This is a genomic window from Halonotius sp. GCM10025705, assembly GCF_042662885.1.
Lineage (GTDB): Archaea > Halobacteriota > Halobacteria > Halobacteriales > Haloferacaceae > Halonotius > Halonotius aquaticus.
On sequence record NZ_JBHSZD010000001.1, the window covers coordinates 1,077,993 to 1,101,196 of the forward strand.

Annotated in this window: 25 protein-coding genes, 2 tRNA genes and 2 pseudogenes; 23 read left to right on the top strand and 6 right to left on the bottom strand. The window is 62.2% G+C overall.

The features are described 5' to 3' along the window. Window positions 1-18 precede the first annotated feature (18 nt). The 3 genes and pseudogenes from ACFQJB_RS06100 to ACFQJB_RS06110 all read left to right on the top strand — a co-directional run bounded on the left by ACFQJB_RS06100 (window position 19) and on the right by ACFQJB_RS06110 (window position 3,121). Window positions 19-1,014, top strand: coding sequence for a carbohydrate ABC transporter permease (locus ACFQJB_RS06100; protein WP_379725118.1), 996 nt, complete (start codon window positions 19-21; stop codon window positions 1,012-1,014). Then, window positions 1,011-1,933 (top strand): annotated as a pseudogene (locus tag ACFQJB_RS06105) (carbohydrate ABC transporter permease). Before ACFQJB_RS06100 ends, ACFQJB_RS06105 begins: the two are co-directional and overlap by 4 nt. Before the next feature lie 33 nt (window positions 1,934-1,966). Continuing rightward, window positions 1,967-3,121, top strand: coding sequence for an ABC transporter ATP-binding protein (locus ACFQJB_RS06110; RefSeq protein ID WP_379725121.1), 1,155 nt, complete (start codon window positions 1,967-1,969; stop codon window positions 3,119-3,121). A gap of 6 nt (window positions 3,122-3,127) precedes the next feature. On the opposite strand, the gene ACFQJB_RS06115 is transcribed toward ACFQJB_RS06110, so the two are convergent. Beyond that, entirely contained in the window at window positions 3,128-3,334 is a 207-nt protein-coding gene (locus ACFQJB_RS06115; protein ID WP_120099959.1) for a hypothetical protein, read from the bottom strand. 189 nt (window positions 3,335-3,523) lie between these two features. Here ACFQJB_RS06115 and ACFQJB_RS06120 point away from each other — a divergent pair. The 18 genes and pseudogenes from ACFQJB_RS06120 (at window position 3,524) to ACFQJB_RS06205 (ending at window position 15,065) form a co-directional block, all read left to right on the top strand. Then, window positions 3,524-3,609 (top strand) — tRNA-Ser (locus tag ACFQJB_RS06120). Between the two features lie 20 nt (window positions 3,610-3,629). Continuing rightward, window positions 3,630-4,175 (top strand): 30S ribosomal protein S13, encoded by a 546-nt coding sequence (locus ACFQJB_RS06125; RefSeq protein WP_379725124.1) that lies wholly within the window; start codon window positions 3,630-3,632, stop codon window positions 4,173-4,175. Next, entirely contained in the window at window positions 4,172-4,699 is a 528-nt protein-coding gene (locus tag ACFQJB_RS06130; protein ID WP_379725127.1) for a 30S ribosomal protein S4, read from the top strand. The genes ACFQJB_RS06125 and ACFQJB_RS06130 overlap by 4 nt, the downstream gene beginning before the upstream one ends. Window positions 4,700-4,702: 3 nt before the next feature. After that, a complete protein-coding gene (locus tag ACFQJB_RS06135; protein ID WP_120099951.1) occupies window positions 4,703-5,092 on the top strand; it encodes a 30S ribosomal protein S11 in 390 nt (129 codons plus the stop codon). A gap of 1 nt (window position 5,093) precedes the next feature. Then, on the top strand, window positions 5,094-5,843 hold the full coding sequence (locus tag ACFQJB_RS06140) for a DNA-directed RNA polymerase subunit D (RefSeq protein ID WP_379725130.1): 750 nt from the start codon (window positions 5,094-5,096) through the stop codon (window positions 5,841-5,843). A 158-nt stretch (window positions 5,844-6,001) separates the two neighbouring features. After that, window positions 6,002-6,085, top strand: a tRNA-Leu gene (locus ACFQJB_RS06145). Window positions 6,086-6,112: 27 nt separating this feature from the next. Next, window positions 6,113-6,466, top strand: a complete 354-nt coding sequence (locus ACFQJB_RS06150) for a 50S ribosomal protein L18e (protein ID WP_379725133.1) — start codon at window positions 6,113-6,115, stop codon at window positions 6,464-6,466. Further along, on the top strand, window positions 6,463-6,900 hold the full coding sequence (locus ACFQJB_RS06155) for a 50S ribosomal protein L13 (protein ID WP_379725136.1): 438 nt from the start codon (window positions 6,463-6,465) through the stop codon (window positions 6,898-6,900). The genes ACFQJB_RS06150 and ACFQJB_RS06155 overlap by 4 nt, the downstream gene beginning before the upstream one ends. Next, on the top strand, window positions 6,894-7,292 hold the full coding sequence (locus ACFQJB_RS06160; RefSeq protein ID WP_120099941.1) for a 30S ribosomal protein S9: 399 nt from the start codon (window positions 6,894-6,896) through the stop codon (window positions 7,290-7,292). Before ACFQJB_RS06155 ends, ACFQJB_RS06160 begins: the two co-directional genes overlap by 7 nt. 12 nt (window positions 7,293-7,304) lie before the next feature. Then, on the top strand, window positions 7,305-7,499 hold the full coding sequence (locus tag ACFQJB_RS06165) for a DNA-directed RNA polymerase subunit N (RefSeq protein ID WP_379725139.1): 195 nt from the start codon (window positions 7,305-7,307) through the stop codon (window positions 7,497-7,499). Further along, on the top strand, window positions 7,496-7,669 hold the full coding sequence (locus tag ACFQJB_RS06170) for a DNA-directed RNA polymerase subunit K (protein ID WP_379725142.1): 174 nt from the start codon (window positions 7,496-7,498) through the stop codon (window positions 7,667-7,669). Before ACFQJB_RS06165 ends, ACFQJB_RS06170 begins: the two co-directional genes overlap by 4 nt. Continuing rightward, window positions 7,666-8,865: a phosphopyruvate hydratase gene (eno, locus tag ACFQJB_RS06175; RefSeq protein ID WP_379725145.1), complete on the top strand. Its 1,200-nt coding sequence runs from the start codon at window positions 7,666-7,668 to the stop codon at window positions 8,863-8,865. The genes ACFQJB_RS06170 and eno overlap by 4 nt, the downstream gene beginning before the upstream one ends. Further along, on the top strand, window positions 8,862-9,719 hold the full coding sequence (gene rpsB / locus ACFQJB_RS06180; RefSeq protein ID WP_379725148.1) for a 30S ribosomal protein S2: 858 nt from the start codon (window positions 8,862-8,864) through the stop codon (window positions 9,717-9,719). Before eno ends, rpsB begins: the two co-directional genes overlap by 4 nt. Before the next feature lie 74 nt (window positions 9,720-9,793). Continuing rightward, complete coding sequence (locus tag ACFQJB_RS06185) at window positions 9,794-10,762, top strand: hypothetical protein (RefSeq protein ID WP_379725151.1); 969 nt, start codon at window positions 9,794-9,796, stop codon at window positions 10,760-10,762. 66 nt (window positions 10,763-10,828) lie between these two features. Beyond that, window positions 10,829-11,911, top strand: coding sequence for a CNNM domain-containing protein (locus ACFQJB_RS06190; protein WP_379725154.1), 1,083 nt, complete (start codon window positions 10,829-10,831; stop codon window positions 11,909-11,911). A gap of 228 nt (window positions 11,912-12,139) precedes the next feature. Then, complete coding sequence (gene mvk, locus ACFQJB_RS06195) at window positions 12,140-13,156, top strand: mevalonate kinase (protein WP_379725157.1); 1,017 nt, start codon at window positions 12,140-12,142, stop codon at window positions 13,154-13,156. Next, a complete protein-coding gene (locus tag ACFQJB_RS06200) occupies window positions 13,156-13,950 on the top strand; it encodes an isopentenyl phosphate kinase (protein WP_379725160.1) in 795 nt (264 codons plus the stop codon). The genes mvk and ACFQJB_RS06200 overlap by 1 nt, the downstream gene beginning before the upstream one ends. Before the next feature lie 57 nt (window positions 13,951-14,007). Beyond that, a pseudogene (locus tag ACFQJB_RS06205) lies at window positions 14,008-15,065 on the top strand (Mrp/NBP35 family ATP-binding protein). On the opposite strand, the gene ACFQJB_RS06210 reads toward ACFQJB_RS06205, so the two are convergent. The 5 genes from ACFQJB_RS06210 to ACFQJB_RS06230 all read right to left on the bottom strand — a co-directional run bounded on the left by ACFQJB_RS06210 (window position 15,066) and on the right by ACFQJB_RS06230 (window position 21,141). After that, window positions 15,066-15,965, bottom strand: coding sequence for a hypothetical protein (locus tag ACFQJB_RS06210; RefSeq protein WP_379725163.1), 900 nt, complete (start codon window positions 15,963-15,965; stop codon window positions 15,066-15,068). 75 nt (window positions 15,966-16,040) lie between these two features. Beyond that, the gene (locus tag ACFQJB_RS06215; RefSeq protein WP_379725166.1) at window positions 16,041-18,710 is read right to left on the bottom strand and encodes a hypothetical protein; all 2,670 of its coding nucleotides are present in this window, start codon (window positions 18,708-18,710) and stop codon (window positions 16,041-16,043) included. Window positions 18,711-18,838: 128 nt separating this feature from the next. Next, a complete protein-coding gene (locus ACFQJB_RS06220; RefSeq protein WP_120102542.1) occupies window positions 18,839-19,045 on the bottom strand; it encodes a hypothetical protein in 207 nt (68 codons plus the stop codon). A gap of 226 nt (window positions 19,046-19,271) precedes the next feature. Further along, window positions 19,272-20,111 (bottom strand): MBL fold metallo-hydrolase, encoded by an 840-nt coding sequence (locus ACFQJB_RS06225; RefSeq protein WP_379725169.1) that lies wholly within the window; start codon window positions 20,109-20,111, stop codon window positions 19,272-19,274. Window positions 20,112-20,175: 64 nt separating this feature from the next. Beyond that, the gene (locus ACFQJB_RS06230; protein WP_379725172.1) at window positions 20,176-21,141 is read right to left on the bottom strand and encodes a C-terminal binding protein; all 966 of its coding nucleotides are present in this window, start codon (window positions 21,139-21,141) and stop codon (window positions 20,176-20,178) included. Between the two features lie 267 nt (window positions 21,142-21,408). Here ACFQJB_RS06230 and ACFQJB_RS06235 point away from each other — a divergent pair, with 267 nt between their 5' ends. Together ACFQJB_RS06235 and ACFQJB_RS06240 are read left to right on the top strand one after the other, a co-directional pair. Then, window positions 21,409-21,825 carry a hypothetical protein gene (locus tag ACFQJB_RS06235; protein WP_379725175.1) on the top strand — a complete coding sequence of 139 codons (417 nt, stop codon included), beginning with the start codon at window positions 21,409-21,411 and terminating at the stop codon, window positions 21,823-21,825. Beyond that, window positions 21,822-23,189 (top strand): ATP-binding protein, encoded by a 1,368-nt coding sequence (locus ACFQJB_RS06240; RefSeq protein ID WP_379725178.1) that lies wholly within the window; start codon window positions 21,822-21,824, stop codon window positions 23,187-23,189. Before ACFQJB_RS06235 ends, ACFQJB_RS06240 begins: the two co-directional genes overlap by 4 nt. The last annotated feature ends 15 nt before the right edge of the window (window positions 23,190-23,204 follow it).

The following is a 23,204-nucleotide window of genomic DNA, read 5'->3' on the forward strand; positions in this document are numbered from 1 at the left end:
CACTCCCATCCCCGCATTATGCGTAATCCACTTACCATACTCAGACAACGCCTCGCAGACCACCGTGAGGTACGCGCCGACGGCGGCACCGCCACGGAGGCGGGGTCAATCCTCGATCGCGATTCGGTGCGATCGGCCCCGTTTTGGCTCCCGCCGTTCCTGTTGATCGGGCTGTTCATCTATGGGGCGATCATCTGGAATATCGTCCTCTCGTTGACCGATTTCCAAGGGCTCGGTTCACCAGACTACAGCGCGCTTGACTTCGAAAACTACGTCATCGCCTTTGTCGGCGGGACACCGTCGTGGTCGGAGTTGACCGTCTCGCCGGTTTGGAACGCGGCCTGGAACACGGTCGTCCTGATGGTGTCGTTTTCGGTGGTCTGTCTGGCTGTCGGACTGGTGATGGCGATCCTCGTCGATCAGGAAATCCGCTTTGAGAACACGTTCCGGACGATCTACCTGCTGCCAATGAGCCTCTCCTTTGTCGTTACGGCGAAGTTCTGGCTCTACATGTACAACGTCGAAACCGGCCTCGTCAACATCATCCTCGGGGCGGTCGGCGTTGGCCCGATCGAAATCGTCCAGAACCCCGACCTGAAGTTGGCGGCGGTCGCCTTTGCGTTGATCTGGCAGTTCAGCGGCTATGCGATGATCGTCTATCTGGCCGGGTTACGAGCGATCCCGACCAGCCACTTCGAGGCCGCCCGCGTCGACGGCGCGAGCACGATCCGGATGTACTGGCGCGTGATTATCCCGCAACTCAGGACGGCTACGGTGAGCGCGCTCGTCGTGTTGACGGTGTTCTCGCTGAAGGCCTTCGACTTCCTGTTCTCGATGTACGGCGGCTACCAGCCGGGGCCGTCGGCTGATATTCTTGCCACCCGCATGGTGCGAGAAGCCTACGCCAACGGCAACTGGGCCTACGGCTCGGCGATCGCGGTGCTGCTGTTCATTATGGCACTCGCTATCGTCGCCCCGTACATCTACACGCAGTACCAGCGGGGTGAGCTATGAGCACCGAGACGGGTCGCGCAGGCGAACGCACCCTGTTCGGCCACTCGTGGCGACGGATCGTCCTGTATCTCGTCCTCATCGGGATGGGGGCGTTCTATCTTATCCCGATCGAGACCGGGCTGATGACCTCGATCATCAGCCCCGAGACCTACTCCGGGAACTTCCCGTATCTTCCGCCGCTGGAGCCGCTGGTGCCGGGAACGGGTGAACTCTCCCAGAGCCATGGCGGGGTGCTATCGACGGCCTTGGACAAGGGCTTGTCAACAGCGTCATCCTCGTCGTGCCGGCGACGATTCTCTCGGGGCTGCTTGGCAGTATGGCTGCCTTCGGGTTGACAACGATCAGTTGGCGCGGACAGATCGGTATCTACATCCTGTTTGTCGCGGGGATTTTCATCCCCTACCAAGCAGTGTTGGTGCCGCTGACGCAGTTTTGGTACAACGTCGTCCCACTGCGGGCCGCCTTCGAACCGCTGGCGGCGTTGCCGTTGGTCGAGACGTACCACTGGAAACTGCTGGCGTTGATTATCACCCACACGGCCTACGGGCTGCCGATCTGTACGCTGCTGTTCCGCGCCCACTACAAGAAGCTCTCCGACGAGATGGTCGAAGCCGCCCAACTCGACGGCGCGTCGGTGGCAACGATCTACCGGCGAATCATCCTGCCGCTGTCGATCCCGATGTTCGCGGTTGTGTTCATCTACCAGTTCACCCAGATCTGGAATGACCTGCTGTTTGCGCTGACCATCGTCCAGTTCGGCGATGCGGCGGTCGTCACGCAGGATCTCGTCGGCATCGGCGTCTCCCAGTCGGGGACGAACTTCCCGCTGCGGATGGCCGCGGCGTTGCTGGCGGCGTTGCCGACGCTGTTGGTGTACATCTTCTTCGGCGACAAGTTCGCCAAGGGGGTCGCCGCATAGCATGATCACTGAACTCACAGGAGGAACCCACGCATGGCAGAGCTAACACTCGACGACGTAACGAAGGTATTCACCGAAGACGACGGCAACGAGATCACCGCAGTTGATGAGGTATCGGTCGACATCGAGGACGGCGAATTCCTCGTGTTGGTCGGCCCCTCCGGCTGCGGGAAGTCGACAACGTTGCGGATGATCGCCGGCTTAGAGACGATCACGACCGGCGAGATCCGGCCAGCCGGCCGGCGCATCAACGAGAAGCCACCCGCCGAGCGGGACATCGCGATGGTGTTCCAATCCTACGCGCTGTACCCGCATATGACCGTCCGGCAGAACATGAGCTTCGGGCTGGAGGAGTCGACCGAGATGAGCGACGACGAGATCGAATCCACAGTCGCTGACACCGCTGAGCTCATGGAGATCAAGGAGCTGTTGGATCGAAAGCCGAGCGATCTCTCCGGCGGCCAGCAGCAACGTGTCGCCCTCGGGCGGGCTATCGTGCGTGCGCCCGAAGCATTCCTGATGGATGAACCGCTGAGCAATCTTGATGCGAAACTGCGGGCGACGATGCGGACAGAGCTCCAGCGCATTCAGGACGACCTCGACGTGACGACCGTCTACGTCACCCACGACCAGACGGAGGCGATGACGATGGGCGACCGAATCGCCATCCTCAACGATGGGATTCTCCAACAGGTCGGCACACCTTTGGAGTGTTACCACACACCAAATAATCGGTTTGTCGCCGGCTTCATCGGCGACCCCTCGATGAACTTCTTCGAGATGGACGTCGACGGCGAAACGCTCGTCATCGACCGCTTTGAGTATCCGCTCAAGCCGGCCCAACAGGAGGCTATCAGTGGCAGATCCGACGTTGTCTTCGGCATCCGGCCGGAGGACATCCGGATCAAGGAACCCGGCGGGCTCAGCGACAACTACCAGTTTGAGGTGACCGTCGACGTTGTCGAACCCCGCGGCGACGAGAACACGATCCATCTCACCTTCGACCGCAGCGTCGACGACCCAGTGACGTTCACCGCGACCGTCAGCGGCCTCAGAAATATCTCGGCTGGCGACGAGGTCGTCGCCACCTTCCCACCGGATTCGATCCATCTCTTCGATACCGACTCCGGGGTTGCGGTTCATAACCGGACGTTCGACTCCGAGGACGCAACACAACAGGTGTTCTAAGGGCCGCTACTCAAACAGCCCGAGATCCTCGGCGACGAGATCCTGGAGTTGGGATTTCAGCGTCGGATCGACGGTGGCGTGTTCCTCGCCGTCGTGGCGATTCTCGTTGTGTCGATCGAGTTGCGTTTCAAGCTCCGACAGCGGCACCGTCGTCTCCGTCCCGCATTCCTCACAGATGATCGGCACCTCGGGGTCGTCGCTGTGGTCAGTCATATCTCAGTGTTTCGGTGGGTTACTAAAATGAATCCGGTTTTCTCGGTCGCTGACAGCCATGCGACACCGCCGCATGCCTCCGACTATCCGTGACCCTTAAGTAACCGACAAGGCTTCGCTTACTCGTAGTACTGTAGGGGCGACCGGCCCCGAGTCCGTGACGGGCGACAATATGACCGACAACCGCGGGTTGCGGTAGCCAAGCTTGGCCCAAGGCGCAGGGTTGCTAACTCTGTGGCGTCACTGCCTCCGGGGTTCGAATCCCCGCCGCAACGCTCGCACAACTGAACTAGCTATGAGTGCAGAAGACCCACAAGACGGTTCGACGGAGGAGGACGACGAAGACCTCCGGTACTTCGTCCGGATCGGCCAGACCGATCTCGACGGCACGAAGAGCGTCGAACGCAGTCTCACAGACATGAAAGGTATCGGCCAGCGCACGGCACGCATCGTGACCGAGGCGGCCGGTATCGACCGTACAGCCACCTTCGGCCTGCTTGAGGACGACGAGATCGACAGCGTTGTCGACGTCGTCGAAAACCTCGAATCACACCTTCCGGAGTGGATGGTCAACCGGCAAGACGACTTCTTTACCGGCGAATCCACCCACATCGTGGGCAGTGATCTCGAAGAGCAGCGCCGACAGGATATCAACCGCATGCAGATGATCGACTCCTACAAAGGGATCCGCCACAAGCGCGGCCAGAAGGTTCGCGGCCAGCGCACCAAATCCACCGGTCGTACCGAAGGGACGATCGGTGTCAACGTCGAACGGATCAAAGAGGAGCAAGCGGAAGACGCGGCCGCCGAGGAAGAGGCCGCAGGAGATGACGACGAATGACGACCGGCCAAAACACCGTCGGCTACGAGACGCCTAACCACCCCTACCAGGGTGAACGGATCGCCGAAGAAAGTGGCCTCATCGGCCGCTACGGCCTGAAAAACAAGGAAGAACTCTGGCGCGCCCAGTCGGAACTCCGATCGATCCGACGGGAGGCCCGTCGCCTCATCGGTGAGGCCCAGGGTGACACCGAGGCCGCTGCCGAAGCCGGCAGCGAGTTCCTTGCCAAACTCCGCCGCTACGGGATCCTCGGTGACAACGACACCATTACGGATATTCTGTCGCTTGAGGTCACCGACATCCTCGAACGACGACTCCAGACGGTCGTCTACCGGGATGGCCTGGCCAGCACCCCACAGCAGGCCCGGCAGTTCATCTCTCACGGCCACATTACCGTCGATGGCGCGCGGGCGACGACCCCGTCCCGTACCATCGAGGTCGCCGAAGAGTCGGCGATCAGCTACGATGAGACCAGTCCGCTTGCAGACGATCTGCACCCAGCCCGGGCGGAGGCCCAGGAGTAACCAATGAGTGAATCACAAGACGACAAGTGGGGCATCGCCCACGTGTTCTCCTCGTTTAACAACACGCTGATCACGATCACCGACCAGACTGGCGCGGAAACCCTCGCCAAGTCCTCCGGTGGGACTGTGGTCAAGCAGAACCGCGACGAAGCGTCGCCGTACGCCGCCATGCAGATGGCCGAGGTCGTCGCCGAGAAGGCGAAGGCCGCGGGCATCGAGGGCGTCCACGTTCGCGTGCGCGGCCCTGGCGGAAACGGCAACAAATCCCCCGGCCCCGGCGCGCAGGCGACGATCCGCGCGCTGGCTCGGGCCGGCATCGAGATCGGCCGCATCGAGGACGTAACCCCGATCCCACACGACGGGACACGCGCGCCGAAAAACAAGCGACTCTAGTATGTCAGGCGAATTCGACGTTCAGATTATCGAACGCGACGATCGGCAAGCCCGCTTCGTTGTTCGCGGGCTGACACCGGCGTTAGCCAACGGCTTCCGCCGGGCGATGATCGCCGATGTGCCGACGTTTGCCATCGACTCCGTTCGGTTCACCGAGAACTCCTCTGTCATGTTCGACGAGATGATCGGCCTCCGATTGGGCCTCGTCCCGTTGACAACACCGTTAGACGAGTTTGAGATCGGTGACACCGTCACCGTCGCTCTCGACGTCGAGGGGCCGGCGACGGCCTACTCCGGCGATATCGAATCCAGTGATGAGCTGGTGCAGCCGGCTGACGAGAACATCCCGATCGTTGAGCTCAAAGACGGCCACAGCCTCGAATTCGAGGCCGACGCGGTGTTGGACACCGGCAAGGAACACGCCAAACAGCAGGGCGGCGTGGCTGTCGGCTTCCGCCACCTCCAGTCGGTCACCGTTGGCGACGATATCGGCGAGTTCGACGAACAGGAGCCGGAGATCCTGCGTGGGGCGATCGAAACCGACGAGGGCGACGTTGTCCTCACCAAGGAGTTCGATCACGACCTCACCAACAAGTATCCCGGCAAGGAGCTGACCGTCGAAGACGTGCCCGGAGCCTACGTGTTCCACGTTGAGACGGACGGCTCCTTCGAGGTTGCAGAATTGGTGCTCCGCGCCGCCGAATCGCTCGGCGACCGCGCGGACGAACTACACGACGCAGTCACCGCTTAGACTGCATTCACCGCACATGACGACACACCCGATCCACTCACGCGCTCGCCGCCATGGCCGCACAGCTGTGTGGCCGTCGAGCCGCGGCCGTCGGTCGATGACAGACTGGCGTGGGATCGAAACAGGTAAGCCGTGGTGTGCGGTACCTCGGAGTGCGTGCAGGGATAGCCAAGTCAGGCCAACGGCGCAGCGTTCAGGGCGCTGTCCCATAGGGGTCGCAGGTTCAAATCCTGCTCCCTGCACTCCGATTTCTCTCAGGAGCAGTATTCATGAGCAGCAAAACGAATCCGAGACTACAGAGTCTCATCGCCGAGCTACGGACGGTCGCAGGCGAGTCAGACGCCGGTGTCTGGCGCGATATCGCCGACCGTCTCGCAAAGCCACGGCGCACCCACGCGGAAGTCAACCTTGGTCGTATCGAGCGATACGCCCGGGAAGACGAGACCGTCGTTGTCCCCGGCAAGGTGCTGGGCAGTGGTGTGCTCGAAACAAACGTCACGATCGCCGCCGTCGACTTCTCCTCGACCGCCCGCACGAAGATCGGGCAGGTCGGCGACGCGGTGACACTCGAAGAGGCCCTCGACAGCAACCCAGAGGGCAGTAACGTCCGGGTGATTCGATGAGCGCGGCCAAGTTTGATGTCGACGTTGTTGTCGACGCCAGAGACTGCATCCTTGGTCGCGTCGCCAGCGAGGTCGCACAGAAGGCCCTCGATGATCAACGCGTCGCCGTCGTCAACGCCGAAGACGCCGTCATCACCGGCAATCCGGAGTCGACGATGGAGACCTACCGGAAACGCGCCGATGTCGGCTCCGACAGCGGGCCGTACTACCCGAAACGACCGGATCGCATCTTCAAGCGGTCGATCCGCGGCATGCTGCCGTACAAGCAGGATCACGGTCGAGCGGCCTTCGAGAACGTCCGCGTCTACCTCGGCAACCCCTACGACGAGGATGGCGAGGTGCTTGACGGCACCTCACTGGATCGACTCTCGAATATCAAGTTCATCTCGCTTGGCGAGATCTCAGAGAAACTGGGGGCAAACGTTACATGGTAACCAACACATCAGGTAAGAAGAAGACGGCCATCGCCCGCGCAACCGTGCGTGAGGGTGAGGGCCGTGTCCGGATCAACTCCCAGCCCGTCGAGCTGGTTGAGCCGGAGATGGCACAGCTCAAGATGCTTGAACCGTTCCGCATCGCTGACGACGATCTGCGAGACAGCGTCGACATCGACGTGACCGTCGAAGGCGGCGGCTTCAGCGGTCAGGCCGACGCCGTTCGCACCGCCCTCGCCCGCGGGCTCGTCCAGCATCACAATGACGCCGAACTGCGCGAGGCCTACCGCGAGTTCGATCGCTCGCTGCTCGTCAACGATGTTCGGCAATCCGAGAAAAAGAAGTGGGGCGGCCCGGGTGCACGGGCCCGCTACCAGAAGTCCTACCGCTGAGGTGATCCACGCATGATGATCCCAGTCCGGTGTTTCACCTGTGGCACGGTCATCGGTGAACACTACGAGGAGTTCGAGACACGCGCCAGCGAGGGCGATGAAGACCCCGCGGAGGTACTCGACGACCTGGGGATCACCCGCCACTGCTGTCGGCGCATGATGGTATCGCACACTGACCTCGTCGATGTCGTTGCCCCATACCAATGACAGTACACTACAACCGCTACGAGAAGGCCCGCATTCTCGGCGCGCGGTCGCTGCAGATCTCCTATGGGGCCCCGGTGCTCGTCGAGACTGACCAGAGCGAACCGATCCTCATCGCCGCCGAGGAGTACGACGCGGGCGTCCTGCCGTTTACGATCAATCGAGACCAATGACACGAATCAGCTCCGTTTCACTCCGACGCGTGCTCGACTCCCGTGGCAACGCCACGGTTGAAGCAGACGTCCTGACCGACGCCGGTGGCTTCGGCCGCGCCGCAGCACCCTCGGGTGCCTCGACCGGCGAGTACGAAGCGATCGAACTGCCGGCCCAGGAAGCCATCGCCAACGCCCGCGAACACGCGGTGCCGCGGCTGGTCGACACCGTCTACGCGGGCGACCAGCGCGCGGTCGACAACGCACTCCGGGCGGCTGACGGTACTGACAACTTCTCTGAGATCGGTGCCAACAGCGCGGTCGCCATCTCGATGGCCGCCGCAAAAGCCGGCGCGGACACGCTGGGTGCGCCGCTATACCAGCATCTCGGCGGCGCGTTCCGCGGCGACAACTTCCCGATCCCGCTGGGCAACGTTGTCGGCGGCGGCGAACACGCCAAAGACGCTACCGACATCCAGGAGTTCCTCTCGGCGCCGGTCGGCGCGCCGAGCGTCGAGGAAGCTGTCTTCGCCAACGCCGCCGTCCACGCGGCGATCGGCGACATCTTCGATGAGCGCGGCATCGGCGCGGGCAAAGGCGACGAGGGCGCGTGGGCCCCACCGATTGACGACGAGGAAGCCTTCGAGATCGTCGACGAGGCGGTCTCGCAGGTCGCCGATGAGGTTGGCTTTGAGATCAAGTTCGGCCTCGATATGGCCGCTGCAGAGATGTACGAAGACGGTGCCTACCAGTACAGCGACGGCGAGAAATCCACCGACGAACAGATCGAGTACGTCGCTGATCTCGTCGAGGAGTACGACCTTGCGTACGTCGAGGATCCACTCGACGAAAACGACTACGAGGCCTTCGCCGAGCTGACCGAGCAGGTTGGCGACCAGACGCTGATCTGTGGCGACGACCTCTTCGTCACCAACGTCTCGCGGCTGCAGGACGGCATCGACGCCGGCGCGGCCAACAGCATCCTCATCAAGCCGAACCAGATCGGCTCACTGTCGGATACCTTCGATGCGATCGAACTGGCCGTCAAACACGGCTACAAGACGATCATCTCCCACCGCTCCGGAGAGACCGAGGATACGACGATCGCCCATCTGGCGGTCGCCACCGACGCCGACTACATCAAGACCGGCACCGTTGCCGGCGAACGCACCGCCAAGCTAAATGAACTGATCCGAATCGCAGACGACGCAGTATGAGCGACAACAACACAGAACTCGAAGAACAGGACGACGCCGCAGCCGACGAGGCCGACGCGGACGACGCGCCTGTCGATGATGAATCGGACGCCACCGACGCCGCCAGCGAGGCCGCCGAGGAGGCTGAAGCAACCGAGGCAGCCAACGACGGCGACGCAGACGCTGCGGCGGCCGACGAGGCTGCTGACGCTGACGCCGAAGCCGAGGGCGATGCCGACGACGAGGCCGAAGAGGAAGCCACACCGTTCGATGACGACGTGATGCCGGACGACGAGGCTGACCTCCTCATCCCAGTCGAGGACTACCTCGGCGCGGGTGTCCACATCGGTACCCAACAGAAGACCGACGACATGGAGCGGTTCATCCACCGCGTCCGTGACGATGGGCTCTACGTGCTCGATGTGAGTCAGACCGACAGCCGCATCCGGACGGCGGCTGACTTCCTGGCGAACTACGATCCCGAGCAGATCCTCGTGACCTCCTCGCGGCAGTACGGTCGGTTCCCGGCCGAAAAGTTCGCCGAGGCCATCGGCGCACGCGCCCGCACCGGGCGATTCATCCCTGGGACGCTGACCAACCCCGACTACGCCGGCTACATCGAGCCTGATGTCGTTGTGGTCACTGACCCGATCGGTGACGCCCAGGCGGTCAAAGAGGCGATCACCGTCGGCATCCCGGTGATTGCGATGTGTGACTCCAACAACCAGGTCAGCAATGTTGACCTCGTTGTGCCGACCAACAACAAGGGTCGCCGCGCGCTGAGCGTCGTCTACTGGCTGCTTGCCAACGAGACGCTCGACCGACGCAACGCCGGCACGCTCTACGAGCTGGAAGACTTCGAAGACGCGCTGTAAGCTGGTTTTACCGTTCGATTTTGCGTTATGGTCGGCTTCGATACTCGCAAGTGTGTTCGGACAAACTGCCGCGTATGTCCCCAAGTCGACGCCGACTCCTCCAGACGGCTGCACCGACGCTGATAGCCGGGGTTGCCGGCTGTACGAGCGGTGGCTTCGGTGAGAGCGACCAATCAACCGAATACACACTCAGCATCGACACGATCGACGCCAGCCCGACCGAGCATGCGCTGTATGAGCCGAGCGACGACGCGCTGTTCGGTGATCCCGCCCGCGCCGCACTGGCCGACATCATCCCCGAGGGCACCCATATGACCTACGGCTACACACCGGTGCCGGACGACAGCTACGTCGCCGGCGAGAGGGCATATTTCCAGATCGAGACGGCGATCACCGGTCGGCAGGAGATGGATCGAACGCTGATCCGTGTGGAGTCACTCGACGACGACGCTGTCGGTGAGGACGACGACGAAAGCGGCGAGAGAACCGGCGAGGAGGCGCTCCACGTCGACGCGCTCGACCGGCCGAGTGCGCGGGTGATCAAAATCCTCCACAGCAACAGCGCAACCGGCGGCGCGGGGGCGTCGGCCGACCTGCTCCGAGATGACGCCTACGTCCTCCGGCGGCCGGCCGAGCGCGACAGCCGGCTGGCAACGGGCGACCTTGACGGCCGAGTCGTCACGATGACAACAGACGGCGGATTCCTATATCGCGTCTCCGTCACCACCGAATTGATCCGCGAAACAGCGTACACGACGCGAGCGATCCCTGTTGCCGACAGCGAGGCCGCGTTCCGCGACGTTGTGTTTGCCGCCGAGATCGACGCCGAACTCGACGGGGCCTCGCTGTCGACTCCAGCCCGTGAACTGCTGGAGCAAACGCTCGGTGGTGAGTATACGGAGTCGACGCCGCTGTCGACGGCCTTCGAGGCGGTGCTTGCGGCCCTCGGCGTGGCGACTGCCGACGAGAGCCTGAACGGCAGGCTGCTGTGGTATGACGACCAGCTGTACCGCTACGGGCTCTACATCGACACACCGGAGTAAGCGGGCGTCCCCGCGTGGCTGTCGATTCCATGGCCTTCTTTGGCGAGCACCGACCTGCCGCGGGCGATGACACCGCTTGAGTTGACCCTCCGTCTCGTTGCTGGGGTTGCGTTGATCCTCACCAACGGCTTCTTCGTCGCTATCGAGTTCGCGCTGACGCGTGCCAGACAGTTTGAGAAAAGCGAGTTTATCGGCGACCGGCCCGCGCTCGAACGGGCGTGGGAGATGACCCAAAACCTCGAAATCTACCTGACGACCTGTCAGGTCGGGATTACCGCCTCCTCGATCGCCGTTGGGATCGTCGCCGAGCCGGCGCTCGCAGCCATCTTCGAACCGTTGTTCGTCGGCGGGCCGCTGGCGTCGATCGGAGCGGGCGGCGTGATCGCCTTTCTGATCATCAACCTCGTCCATCTCACCCACGGCGAGCAGACGCCGACCTACCTCGGTGTCGAGCGCTCACGGTTTGTCTGTCGGTACGGTGCATCGCCGCTGTACTGGTTTCACCGCGTTATCTCGCCGGTGATCACCCTCGGCGACTGGGTCGCCAAGGGGACGCTGAAACTGTTCGGGATCGAGATGACCGGCGCATGGCTGGAAACTGAGGAAGACGTACTGGAATCCCGCGCCGACCTGCGGAACGAACTCGGGTCGCTACTGAAGGAGGGCGAGATTCCTGACGAACGCCGCGAGGAGGTGCTCAACGCCCTCGAAGTCGGTGAACTCCCGATCAGCGAGGTCATGGTGGCTGCCGACGATATCGTCGCTCTGTCAACAGAGCGGTCAGTCGACGACAACCTCGACCGGATTCGCCATACGCCACACACCCGGTTCCCGCTCGTCGGCGACGCGCTAACGGATTTCCGGGGTGTCGTCTACTCGCCGTCGATCATCGACCACTACGACGCCTTGCAGGCCGGCGAGGAGCGGTTCGAGGATATCGCCGCGGCGACGATGACCGTCGCCGCCGAGACAAGCGTGAGCGACGCCTTCGATCAGTTCCAAGCCGAGGATCAGGAGTTGGCCCTCGTGGTGCAGGACGGCGACGTCGTCGGATTGGTGACAGCGACCGACACACTCGAAGCCGTGATGGGCGACCTCGAGGATCCGCTGGATACGCGAGCCGAAGGCGAAGCTACTCAGTCAAAATAGTGAAAACCGGTGTCCGCACCACCGTGCGGACGCAGCGTGCATTCCCCGTTCCCGTTTGAGGAGGGCGAGGGCCACACCCCAAACACGTGAGTGTCAACCACGGTGTGGTTGACGTTCACACTCCGTTGTTACCATGCAACCATATAAAAACCTACGCTATCGTACGGGAATATAGATGTACAATTCGATCGCAACACACGAACTGGCGGGCGACGACGGGGGCACCCGATGACCGTCGTCAGCGCGCCGGGGAAGGTGTATCTCTTCGGCGAACACGCCGTCGTCTACGGCGAGCCAGCCGTCCCGTGTGCCATCGAGAAACGCGCGACCGTCACGGTCGAACCGCGCGACGACGGCCACGTCCGCGTCGAGGCTCAGGATCTCACGCTCAATGGGTTTGCCGTTGAGTACGCCGACTCGCCGGCCAGCGGGCCCGATGTTGACGTGCCGAAACCGCTGATCGAAGCCGCAACCGGCTATGTTGATGCCGCCGTCGAACAGGCTCGGGATGCCGCCGACGCGCCCGCCGCCGGCTTCGATATCTCTGTCGACAGCGAGATCCCACTCGGAGCGGGGCTGGGCTCCTCGGCAGCCGTTGTTGTCGCGGGCATCGACGCCGCAACCCGCGCGCTGGGCGAGCCACTCGACCGTCGTGAACTTGCGGATCGCGCCTACCAAGCGGAGTACGACGTTCAGGATGGCCAAGCCTCCCGAGCCGACACGTTCTGTTCGACGATGGGAGGAGCCGTCCGCGTCGAGGGCGACGACTGCAGCCGCCTTGAGACGCCGGAACTCCCGTTCGTCGTCGGTTTCGATGGCGGCGCGGGCGACACCGGCCAACTCGTCGCCGGCGTGCGCTCGCTGCGCGACCGCTATGACTTTGCGGCTGATACAGTCGACGCGATCGGTGATATTGTCAGGGAAGGCGAGTCGTTGCTGGCGGCAGCCGACCCCGAGAGCGACCCCAGTGCGGAGCTGATCGGCGAACTCGGCGAGCTGATGGATATCAATCACGGCCTCCTCTCGGCACTCGGGGTCTCCTCGCGGTCGCTGGATACGATGGTCTGGGCCGCCCGTGAGGCCGGCGCAGATGGGGCAAAGCTGACCGGTGCAGGCGGTGGCGGCTGTATCGTCGCCCTCGATGCAACCACTGAAACCGAGACGAGTCTTCAGTATACGCCGGACTGTGAGCAGGCGTTCCGTGCCGAACTCGCCACCGACGGCGTTCGCGTGGAGGACGAATAATGGCCGACGCGAGCGGGGGTGACAACCTAACGATCCTCAAACTCGGTGGGAGCGTCATCACCGACAAGGATACCCCCGAAACAGTCGACGACGACGCGCTTGCTGCGGCGGTCGCGGCGATCGCCGAGTCCCCGGCGATCGATGACGGGAGCGACGAAGCAAACCTAATTATCGTCCACGGCGGCGGAAGCTTCGGGCACGTCCATGCGTCCGACCACGGCGTCTCGACAACTGAGGGAACACATGATCCGGCAGCAGTAACAGCGATCCATGGCGCGATGAAGCGGCTGAACAGTGTCGTCGTCGATCGCCTGCAATCCGCCGGCGTGGCAGCTGTTCCCGTCCATCCGCTGTCAGCAGTCGCCCGCGACGGCGAGGCGGCAGTGTCGTTGCCGACGGCTGCTGTTGGGAGCCTCCGCGCCGAGGGCTTCGTGCCCGTGCTGCACGGCGATGTGATCGCTCACGCTGGACAGGGGGTTACAGTGATCAGCGGCGACGAACTCGTGACGGGACTGGCCGACCGGCTTGGTGCCGCGCGGGTGGGGCTCTGTTCGACGGTTCCGGGCGTCTTGGACGGCGAGGGCGACGTGATCGAGTCGATCACCGACTTCGAATCAGTCGCTGCCGCGTTGGGCGACAGCGAATCGACCGATGTGAGCGGCGGAATGGCCGGCAAGGTCGAGGAGTTACTCGCGTTGGCACGGCCAGCGCGTATCTTCGGGCCTGACGCTGTCGGCGCGTTTCTCGCTGGCGACGCGCCGGGCACGTTGATCGACGGCGGGAGTAGAGACTGAGGCTGTACCACAGCCCGGTACCAAACCCTTATTCAACGGACTCGCCGAGCTATCGGTATGAACTCCGATGAGGTGCGGTCGCTCTTGTCAAGCGTCGAGGATCCGGATCTCGACGACGATATCGTCTCGCTTGGCTTGGTCAACGCCATCGATGTCGACGCCGAGACGATCCGGCTCTCGCTTGCGCTCGGTGCCCCGTATGCCCCCAATGAGTCCCAGATCGCCGACCAGGTGCGGGACGCCCTTGCCGACACCGACCGCGAGATCGAGTTGACCGCGGCGATGCCGCCGGGGCTCCACACCGACGAGGAGGTGCTTCCAAATATCCAGAATATCATCGCTGTCGCCTCCGGGAAGGGCGGCGTCGGGAAATCGACGGTCTCGGTGAATCTCGCTGCTGGCCTCGCCAAGCGTGGCGCGCGAGTCGGGTTGTTCGATACCGATATCTACGGGCCAAATGTCCCCCGCATGGTCGACAGCGAGGACGCCCCGGAGGCAACCGACGACAAGACGCTGATTCCCCCGAGCAGTACGGCCTCAAACTGATGAGCATGGATTTCCTTGTCGGCCCCGACGACCCGGTGATCTGGCGTGGGCCGATGGTACACAAGATGCTGACCCAATTGGTTGAAGATGTCGAGTGGGGCCAGCTTGATTATCTCGTCGTCGACCTGCCACCAGGAACGGGTGATACACAGCTCACCGTCCTCCAAACGCTACCACTAACGGGGGCTGTGATCGTCACGACACCACAGGAGGTGGCGATTGACGACGCCGTCAAGGGATTGCGCATGTTCGGCGAGCACGAAACGCCCGTCTTGGGGATCGTCGAAAACATGTCGTCGTTCCGGTGTCCCGACTGTGGCGGCAGTCACGATATCTTCGGCAGCGGCGGCGGCGAGGACTTTGCCGACGAGGAGAACCTCCCGTTCCTCGGGGCGATCCCACTCGATCCGGCGATCCGGGCCGGCGGCGACGGCGGCGAACCGATCGTCCGATCGGACGGTGAGACAGCGACCGCATTCCAATCGATGACCGAACGCGTCGCCAACAATGTCGGGATTGTTCGGCGACAACAAGCCAGCACCCACGCAAAAACCACTCCAGAACAGTAGTTACTCCACCTGCAAGGCGGTATCAATAGCGGGCTCGGTAAGTAGTGTTTTGATCGATTCGGCTTCACCACCAGCCTCAACCGTGTTTTCCATCAGAACCGTTTCGCTTGGGAACAGGTGCTCGCCGAGCACAAGACCGTGTTCCCGGGCTGTCGACCCGGTGACCGTCAGGTAGACGCCAAGGCCGGCCTCGGCGATGGCGGCTTCCTCTTCTGCGGCCTCGCTCGGATAGACAAACTCGACACCATCGGTCGCTCGTGTCCCGAGAACGGCCTCAACGAGGCGTTCGTACCGCGGCGAGATGCACAGCGGCCCCTGGTAGTCGGTGACAAACTCACGATCGAGTGTCGCCGTCTCGCCGACGACCTCGGGGGTTGCCAACAAGGTATGATACACCGTGTCGCCGAGGCCGGTGACGACGGCGACATCGGTGTCATGTGGGTTGATCCGGGCGTTAATCTCAGAGAGTGAGCCGACGCCCGCCTCTCGGAGTTCAACGACCTCTTCGAGCACCAGATCCGCGCTGTCGAAGCCGAGGGCAAACTCATGGGTTCGGAGCGACCGAAACGGCTCCTCGCGGCCGATCAGCCGGAGATCGACCCCATCGAGTGCAACGGTGAGACTATCGAACACGACCCGCCGGGGAAACCCCTCTCGGTCGTCACGCAGCAGTGTGTACTCCGGGGCATGGGGGTCACCTGTCTCGCTGTAGTCGGCCAGCCGTTCGTAGGGGCTCGCGTCGGCCGTTTTCGTGCCTTTGGTGAGGGCCTTCTCGTAGCGCAGCGTGGAGATGATACTGTCTGCGAGGGCGTCGATATCGGCTACGGCGGCGATACGTTCGAGCACCGCCTCCAGCGGCCGCCCCTTTCTGGGGACGGCAACCGGGATCGTCGCGGTCATTGACTCACTCTTATCGTCCCCAACTAAACGGATTCCGTTTTCCCGGCCACCAGGAAACGCACCCCGAAAAGGAAGTTAGCTGTCGTCGCCGCCGTCGCCAACGCCACCGAACGCCGAGCTCAGGCCCTCGCGGAACCGTTCGAGGGTTTCGATGCTCTCCTCGACATCGTCGATCCGGGCTTCGATGTCGGCGATATCGTCTTCGTCGGCGGCGGCATCCGCCATGCGTTCGACCTCGCCAAGCGTCTCTCGGAGGGAGTCGATGTCCCCACCGAGCTCTGTCTCGACCGAGTCGAGTTGGTCACCGAGATCGTCGATCTCACCTTGGGTGTCGACGACCGCATCGTCAAGCGCGGCCACCGAGTCCTCAAGGGTATCAACCGTCCCCTCGATGTCGGTGACGCTGTCGTCGACGGTGTCGACCTCAGTGGCAAGGGAGTCAACCTCGTCGATGACGGCATCGATCTCCGAGACAGCGTCGTCAAGATCGTCCTCAACCGCATCGACGGCGGCCTCGGCGTCGGTAGCCGTCGCGTGGGCTGTGTCGGCTGTCTCCGCCGCCTCGGTTGCGGTGTCGTCGGTCTCGTCGAGCCGTTCATCAAGGACAGTGATGTCGGACTCGATGTCGTCCAGGTTCCGCGCGTGGCTGTCGACTGTCTCCGAGAGGGTGGTGAGCTCATCGGTTGTCGTCTCAACCTCGGTTTCAAGCGACTCAACCGAGGCTTCGAGGGCCTCCCGATCGGCGGTGTCGGTCGCCAGTTCCTCTTCCATCGCCGTGACGGTCGCTGAGAGGTCGTCGACATCGTCGCGGAGGCCATCAAGGATGTCGTCGCTCGTCCCGCGGTCGTCGATGAACTCCTCAAGGGCGTCGGTGTAGGCGGCCAGATCCTCAACCTGAGATTGGAGGCGTTCGATCCGCACCTCCGCGCTCCGGGGCAGCCCCAACCCGAGTTCGGATTTGATCGTCGAGCGATCCTCCTCGGAGATCGTTCCCTCACGGAGTTCCGCGGCGAGGGCGGCGGCGATCCCCTCGGGGGTGTCAGTGGTCGCCGCGGTTGCTGGCTCGGTGTCGGTCGTCGCTGCAACAGGCTCGTCGTCGGTGTGAGGTTCAGAATCAGGTGTCATAGCATCCTCCTCGGCCGCATCGTCGCTGTCGGCGGTCGCTTCAGGATCGGCTACATCATCGGCCGTAGTGTCGCCGGTGCCGTCAGTGTCGGCAACGTCAGTATCGTCGGTGTCGGCAACGTCAGTATCGTCGGTGTCGGTAACGTCAATGTCGGCAGTGTCGTCGACGTCAGCGCCGATCGATTCGGTACTGTCATCGGGAGAGTCGGTATCGAGTTCGGGCTCGATATCAACATCGGTGTCCGTCCCACCGTCGTCGGGGTCGGATTCCACACCGGAATCCGGTTCCTCGTCGCTGTCGATTTCGTCGTCGATCGACCCCTCGTCGGCGGCGTCCGCATCAATCGCTGATTCGGTGTCGTCAAAGGCGACGTCGGTGTCATCCGCCTCGTCGGCACCGTCGACCGGCGGTTCGTCATCGACCTCATCGACAGCATCGTCGAATGACGACGCGTCGTCTGGTGCCGCTGAATCGGCGGGCTCCTCGTCGGCTGTCGACACTGCGTCATCGGCAGCAGATTCCGCGTCGTCGACCGCGTCCGAGTCGGGCTCCGCAGCGGCTGTTTCGTCGTCGACCGGCTCGTCGACTGCCTCATCCTCGGCGGGTGCGTCAACCTCGTCAGCTGCCTCATCCTCGGCGGGTGCATCATCCTCGTTGGTCGCGTCAGGCCCGGTTTCGGTTCCCCACTCGTCGTCCGCAGTCGCGTCGGCATCGGCGTCAGGGCCGGTTGCTGGCCCCCACTCGTCGTCGGTCTCGGTTGGATCGGCGTCAATATCGACATCATCGATCGGGTCGATATCGGGATCATCATCGGCCGCATCGTCGGCTTCTGGGTCGGCAGCGTCGTCAGCGGCTGCTGAATCGCTATCGATGGGCTCGATGTCATCGGCGGCGGCTCCATCGTCGTCGACCGCTGATGGTTCGCTTACGGTCTCGTTGATATCGGCACCGTCGTCGGTCGGAGGCTCCGCGTCGACGGGCCCATCATCAGCATCGGGCGTTGGTGTCTCATCGCTGGCGACCGTCTCATCGCTGTCGGTGCCTTCGTCATCGGCGGGATCACTTGCGGTCGCGTCTGCGGGTGGCGTTTCGGGGTCGACATCCGACTCGCTGGGATCGATGGGGCCATCAAGTGGGGTCTCGCCGGCGTCCGCGCCGGGGAGTGAGGAGCGTTCACCGGCCAGCACGTCACGGATGAGTTGACTGTTGTCTGGGCCAAGCACCCCTTCGATGTCGCTGGGATCGTCCTCGGAGGTGGCGATCTCTTTGATCGTGGGTTCGGTCAGGAACTGTTGGAGCTCCTCAGGGTCGTCAGTCCGGATGCCGTAGACGGTTTCGATCGTCTCGTTTGGGTCGAGCGTGTGCTCGAACTCGACCCGGTGGTTCTTGTAGGCCGTCCACGCGTCGCTGTGGTAGTCGGGATGGAAACCGACCCGCTCCATCGGGAAGGAACTCGGAATCTGGTCGGTTAGTCGAACATGCACCGGCACATCTGTGTTCGACGTGAGTGTAAACGCGACGGCTGGGACGGGGAACTCCTCGGCCGTGACGGTCTTCTCGACGACAACGCCGTCGTTGGACACCGTCACGAGGTCATCCGTGTCTGGCCCCTGGCTCATAAAAAGGACTATTCAACCAACGACTTAAAATGTGCGGGCTGGTGGACGGGCACACACCACCGCTGGCTGTCGACGCCCACCACCGGCAACTGCAGTATAACTGTCGTCGACTGGGGTGAGAAGGGAGCTTAGCGGTACTCCTCGACAGCAACCGTTGCGGGGTTGGCTGCCTCGCGACGCGCCCGTCGCTCGGCTGATTGCTCCATGCGGCGGCGGTAGGCGGTTTGCTGTCGCATCGCCTGGCGGCGACACCGCTCTTGTGTCATCCAGTCGCTGCGGTCTTCGTCAGTCGTCTCCGGATCCCAGAACCACACTGGGAGGTCGTAATCGGTCATCATTGTGTTGTTCTCCGTAATGTGACACAGCGTTTGTTGTGCTGATCTCGCTGTTGCTTCGGATATATGTATGTCTGCTACAGACTTAACTGTTAGTGTGTCCGTGAAAATGCGATTATATGTGTATATACGGGCGATCATCTTCTGTTACGTTGTACGAATATCTTCTATAGACCCAATCGAGAACTCACAACAGCGCAGCGGTTTTGTGGGTGATCTGCTGATGTTACAGTTCGACCCGATCGCCGATCTCGACGATCTCCAGTGTTTGGGGATACGCATAGGAAGCGGCGTGGTGGTGGAGGACGGTCGGATCGGCGGTCATCCCTTTCCACATATCCCAGTGGCTCGGGAGCAGTCGGTCGAGTTGGAGATCTGACGCCGATTTGATCGTCTCGTTTTCGGTCGCATACCACTTCGTTCGTACCGGCTCGCGGGTCTCCTTGTCAGGGATATTGCCGATCGCCCCGAAGGCGAGAATCCCGAGATCGATATCGTACTCCTCGCCAAGATCGGCGAAATTGTCGGCGGGTTTGCTGTCGCCGGCATGGAAGATCGTTCCCGACTCATGTTGGATCATGTAGCCGACCGGGTGGGTCGAATCGGCGTCCTGCGTTTCGACAACATCGATTGAGAATTCACCGATCGCAATGGTGTCACCCTCGGCGACCTCGGTGAACTGTGATTCGCTGATATCGTAGCTGTCGAGCCAATTTTCGTCGTCGAAAGCGACCGCGAGGCTGTCGTCGGGGGCATAGAAGTCTGCGCCCGTGCGTTCGAGAATGGGCCCCTGACTTGGGCCGTGCGTGTGATCGGTGTGTTCGTGTGTTGCCAACACAGCATCGGCCGCCGATTCCGGCACGTCCTCGGGATCGAACGGCACCGGAATCATCCGGATCGTCCGCGGTGGATCGCCGAGGCCGACGTAGGGATCGATCCAGATCGTTGTGCCCTCACTGCCCTTGATCACAAAGCCATTGCAGCCGAGATACCAGATGGCGACGGTCTCAGGGTCGGCGTCGGCGACGGCGGTCGGCAGCCAATCGCCCCAATCGCTGACTGTCATAGGTGGCTATCCGTGATGGGCCATTCTAAACGTTGCCGTCGCGGTCGGAGCCGGGCCAAAGCGGTTACAGCCAGTCAGCCTCGGGATCGATGTAGCCTGCTGGCTCCTCGTCGTCGAAGACTGCGAGGATATCGTGGCCGATGTGTTCGTTGAGATCCGCCAGCGACTCCTCCGAGTAGAAGGCGGTATGCGGTGTCAGGATGACATCATCGCGGTCAGCCAGCGGCGAGTCCGTCAGCGGCTCGTCTTCGAGGACATCGAGCCCGGCAGCGGCGATCTCGTCGTTTTCAAGCGCCCACACCAAGGCATCCTCTTTGACAATCGGGCCACGGCCAACATTGACGAGGACGGCGCTCTCGCTCATCTTGCGGAACGCATCACGGTCAAAGAGGTGCCGCGTCTCATCGGTCAGTGGCGCATGCACCGAGACGTGATCGGCCGTTTCGAGCAGTTCGTCAAGCGGGACTTTCTCGACGCCGTAGTCGGCCATCGCCTCGCTGTCGACGTAGGGATCAGCCGCGACGACATCGCAGTTGAAGCCGGCAAGTTTCTCGGCGGTTGCCTTGGCAAGTTGACCGAACGAGAGGAAGCCAACAGTTTCGCCGGTCAGGCGATGGATCGGCGCGCCATCTTCCCACTCCCAGCGGCCGCCTTTGACCGATCGATCGTAGACGTTGAGTCGCCGCACCGAGGCCAGCAGCAACGAGACCGCGTGTGTCGAGACCTCCTCGCGGCAGTAATCGGGGACGTTGACGACGGTGACACCGTGGTCGGCCGCCGCGGGGATATCAACGCCGTCGACGCCGACGCCTGCGCGGGCGACAATCTCTAAGTCCTCACAGGCCTCAAAAACCGCGGCAGGAACGTCGGTCTGGACGTCGACAACGAGGGCCGCGGCATCGGCGGCCACCGCAATGATATCGTCGGTCGTCTGCAGGTCAGCGACCTCGACTGTCACGTCGTCGCCGAGGACGTGACGGAGGGTTTCAGCGCGGATCATCGGATCGTCGTTGATAACAACAGTTGGCATGCCAGAGTATTTTGCCTGCAGGCATATGAAGCGTTACTTTGGTTCTCAATGCGTGGGGGCAGCTGTCGGGACTGACAAATATAACCGGCAACGGTCAAAGCGAGTAAGCCAGGATTGCAGCTATGAGACATCTAAATCTCTCGCTATTCACGCACTAGGTTTGTCTACTTATGCAAAATAATAGTTGAATAAAATAATCGAAATCCCAAGCAATGCAGTACTATTTTTATTGTTCGGGCGAAACATTGCTGTAGCATTCGCCCGGGCATGACCTTTCAACTGCAACCAGAGGTGCCCGTCTTCGTGGGGATCCTGCTGGTGACGGCGTCACTGCTGGTCTATTCGCTCCGGCAGTATCATCGACGCGGTCGGACACCCGAACTGCTCGCGTTCATCGTGTTGCTGTCTGTAATCTGTGTGTGGCAACTCAACGCGATCTTTGTGAGCGTGATAACGGTTCCTGGACTCATCTTGGCCGGCAACAACTTCGGCAACGCTGTCCTCGTGTTCGGGTTTGCCTACTCTTTTACCTGGTTTGCGTTGGCATATACCGAGCAGACACGCTGGATAAACCGGTGGACGGCTGGCTTCGCGCTGGCGACGATCGCTGCAACTAGTGTGACGATCGTACTCAACCCGGAGTTCATGCTCAAAGCGAATGGACTGATGACACAGGACCGGTGACGATTGCCGGACTCACCTTCCCGGAGTGGGTCACGCTTGATCTCACACTCACCCCTGCATTTCGCCTCTTTCAGCTCTATATCTATGCGGTACTGCTCCTGGGTGGTGGGATTATCGCCCGCTATCTCGTAGCAAATCGCGGTGACATCTACACCGGACAGGCTGCCGCATTGTGTCTTGGTGCCGGCGCGCCGCCAGTAGCGAGCACAGCGCTCTTTCTTCGGATACTTCCTCCGGAGTGGAATCCATCACATGTCGCCTTCGGTGTGACCGCCGTCGCATTCGCGGTCGCAATCTTTCGGTATCGACTGCTCGAAGTCGCCCCCATCGGGCGGAAACAGCTTGTCGAACAACTGGCTGATCCAGTGGTCATGCTTGACGACCACCAGCGCGTCGTCGACTGCAACCCCGCGGCGCGCAGGTTAGTCGACGCCCCAGCGGGGTGGCGTGGGATGCCCGCAACTGAATTTTTTGCGCCGTTTCCCGATCCCGTCGACTGGTTTACCACAGGGGAGGCAGGCGAGACAACGCTCGCGGAAGCCGGGACAGAACGAACATTTACCGTCGACAGTGTGCCGATCGAAAACCGAACCGACACGCAGGCGGGACAGTTGATACGACTCCACGAGATCACCGAGCGCAAAGCGCGTGAGCAACAGCTCCGCGACCAAAACGAGCATCTCGACGAGTTCGCCAGCATCGTCTCCCATGACCTCCGGAGCCCACTCAACGTGGCGAAAGGCCGACTCAAGATCGCTGGCTGGGAGTCCGACAGCGAGGAGATCGAGGACGCGCAGGCGGCGTTGACACGGATGGAGTCGATGATCGATGACCTGCTCACGATGGCCCGCACGAGTCAGACGATCGACGCAACCGAGCCGGTCGGCCTTGCGGCGGCGGCCCGGACAGCGTGGACGTACAGCGATGTTGATGAGTGCACACTGCAGGCGTCAGTTCCAGAAAATGTCAAGATTGCAGCCGATCGTGAACGATTGTTACAGGTCTTCGAGAATCTCTATGGAAACGCCGCCGAGCATAATGAGACACCGGTCACGGTGCGTGTTGGCGTGCTTGGCGATGGCGAGTTGGCCACCGATGCCGGGCAGCGATCCGGGTTTTACGTGGCCGATGATGGCACCGGGATCGACGCGACCGACCACGACGACGTGTTCGAAAGCGGGTACACCGCTGCGAGCGGTGGCACCGGCTTCGGGCTGGCGATCGTACAGGATATCGTCGCCGCGCACAACTGGGAGATCACCGTGACCGACAGCAGCGACGGTGGGGCCCGATTCGAGATCACCGGGGTACGCCCTGCTGCTGACGACGAAGCGCAAAGCGAGAGCGAATTAGCGCAGGACTAATCGGTCGCTGACGAC

Coding starts and splice junctions, on each gene's coding strand:
- ACFQJB_RS06115 (WP_120099959.1), bottom strand. CDS start 3,334: ATGACTGACCACAGCGACGACCCCGAGGTGCCGATCATCTGTGAGGAA.
- ACFQJB_RS06160 (WP_120099941.1), top strand. CDS start 6,894: ATGGTAACCAACACATCAGGTAAGAAGAAGACGGCCATCGCCCGCGCA.
- ACFQJB_RS06215 (WP_379725166.1), bottom strand. CDS start 18,710: ATGAGCCAGGGGCCAGACACGGATGACCTCGTGACGGTGTCCAACGAC.
- ACFQJB_RS06210 (WP_379725163.1), bottom strand. CDS start 15,965: ATGACCGCGACGATCCCGGTTGCCGTCCCCAGAAAGGGGCGGCCGCTG.
- ACFQJB_RS06185 (WP_379725151.1), top strand. CDS start 9,794: ATGTCCCCAAGTCGACGCCGACTCCTCCAGACGGCTGCACCGACGCTG.
- ACFQJB_RS06200 (WP_379725160.1), top strand. CDS start 13,156: ATGGCCGACGCGAGCGGGGGTGACAACCTAACGATCCTCAAACTCGGT.
- ACFQJB_RS06130 (WP_379725127.1), top strand. CDS start 4,172: ATGACGACCGGCCAAAACACCGTCGGCTACGAGACGCCTAACCACCCC.
- ACFQJB_RS06155 (WP_379725136.1), top strand. CDS start 6,463: ATGAGCGCGGCCAAGTTTGATGTCGACGTTGTTGTCGACGCCAGAGAC.
- ACFQJB_RS06220 (WP_120102542.1), bottom strand. CDS start 19,045: ATGACCGATTACGACCTCCCAGTGTGGTTCTGGGATCCGGAGACGACT.
- ACFQJB_RS06100 (WP_379725118.1), top strand. CDS start 19: ATGCGTAATCCACTTACCATACTCAGACAACGCCTCGCAGACCACCGT.
- ACFQJB_RS06150 (WP_379725133.1), top strand. CDS start 6,113: ATGAGCAGCAAAACGAATCCGAGACTACAGAGTCTCATCGCCGAGCTA.
- ACFQJB_RS06235 (WP_379725175.1), top strand. CDS start 21,409: ATGACCTTTCAACTGCAACCAGAGGTGCCCGTCTTCGTGGGGATCCTG.
- ACFQJB_RS06165 (WP_379725139.1), top strand. CDS start 7,305: ATGATGATCCCAGTCCGGTGTTTCACCTGTGGCACGGTCATCGGTGAA.
- ACFQJB_RS06190 (WP_379725154.1), top strand. CDS start 10,829: ATGACACCGCTTGAGTTGACCCTCCGTCTCGTTGCTGGGGTTGCGTTG.
- ACFQJB_RS06170 (WP_379725142.1), top strand. CDS start 7,496: ATGACAGTACACTACAACCGCTACGAGAAGGCCCGCATTCTCGGCGCG.
- eno (WP_379725145.1), top strand. CDS start 7,666: ATGACACGAATCAGCTCCGTTTCACTCCGACGCGTGCTCGACTCCCGT.
- ACFQJB_RS06140 (WP_379725130.1), top strand. CDS start 5,094: ATGTCAGGCGAATTCGACGTTCAGATTATCGAACGCGACGATCGGCAA.
- ACFQJB_RS06135 (WP_120099951.1), top strand. CDS start 4,703: ATGAGTGAATCACAAGACGACAAGTGGGGCATCGCCCACGTGTTCTCC.
- ACFQJB_RS06110 (WP_379725121.1), top strand. CDS start 1,967: ATGGCAGAGCTAACACTCGACGACGTAACGAAGGTATTCACCGAAGAC.
- rpsB (WP_379725148.1), top strand. CDS start 8,862: ATGAGCGACAACAACACAGAACTCGAAGAACAGGACGACGCCGCAGCC.
- mvk (WP_379725157.1), top strand. CDS start 12,140: ATGACCGTCGTCAGCGCGCCGGGGAAGGTGTATCTCTTCGGCGAACAC.
- ACFQJB_RS06225 (WP_379725169.1), bottom strand. CDS start 20,111: ATGACAGTCAGCGATTGGGGCGATTGGCTGCCGACCGCCGTCGCCGAC.
- ACFQJB_RS06125 (WP_379725124.1), top strand. CDS start 3,630: ATGAGTGCAGAAGACCCACAAGACGGTTCGACGGAGGAGGACGACGAA.
- ACFQJB_RS06230 (WP_379725172.1), bottom strand. CDS start 21,141: ATGCCAACTGTTGTTATCAACGACGATCCGATGATCCGCGCTGAAACC.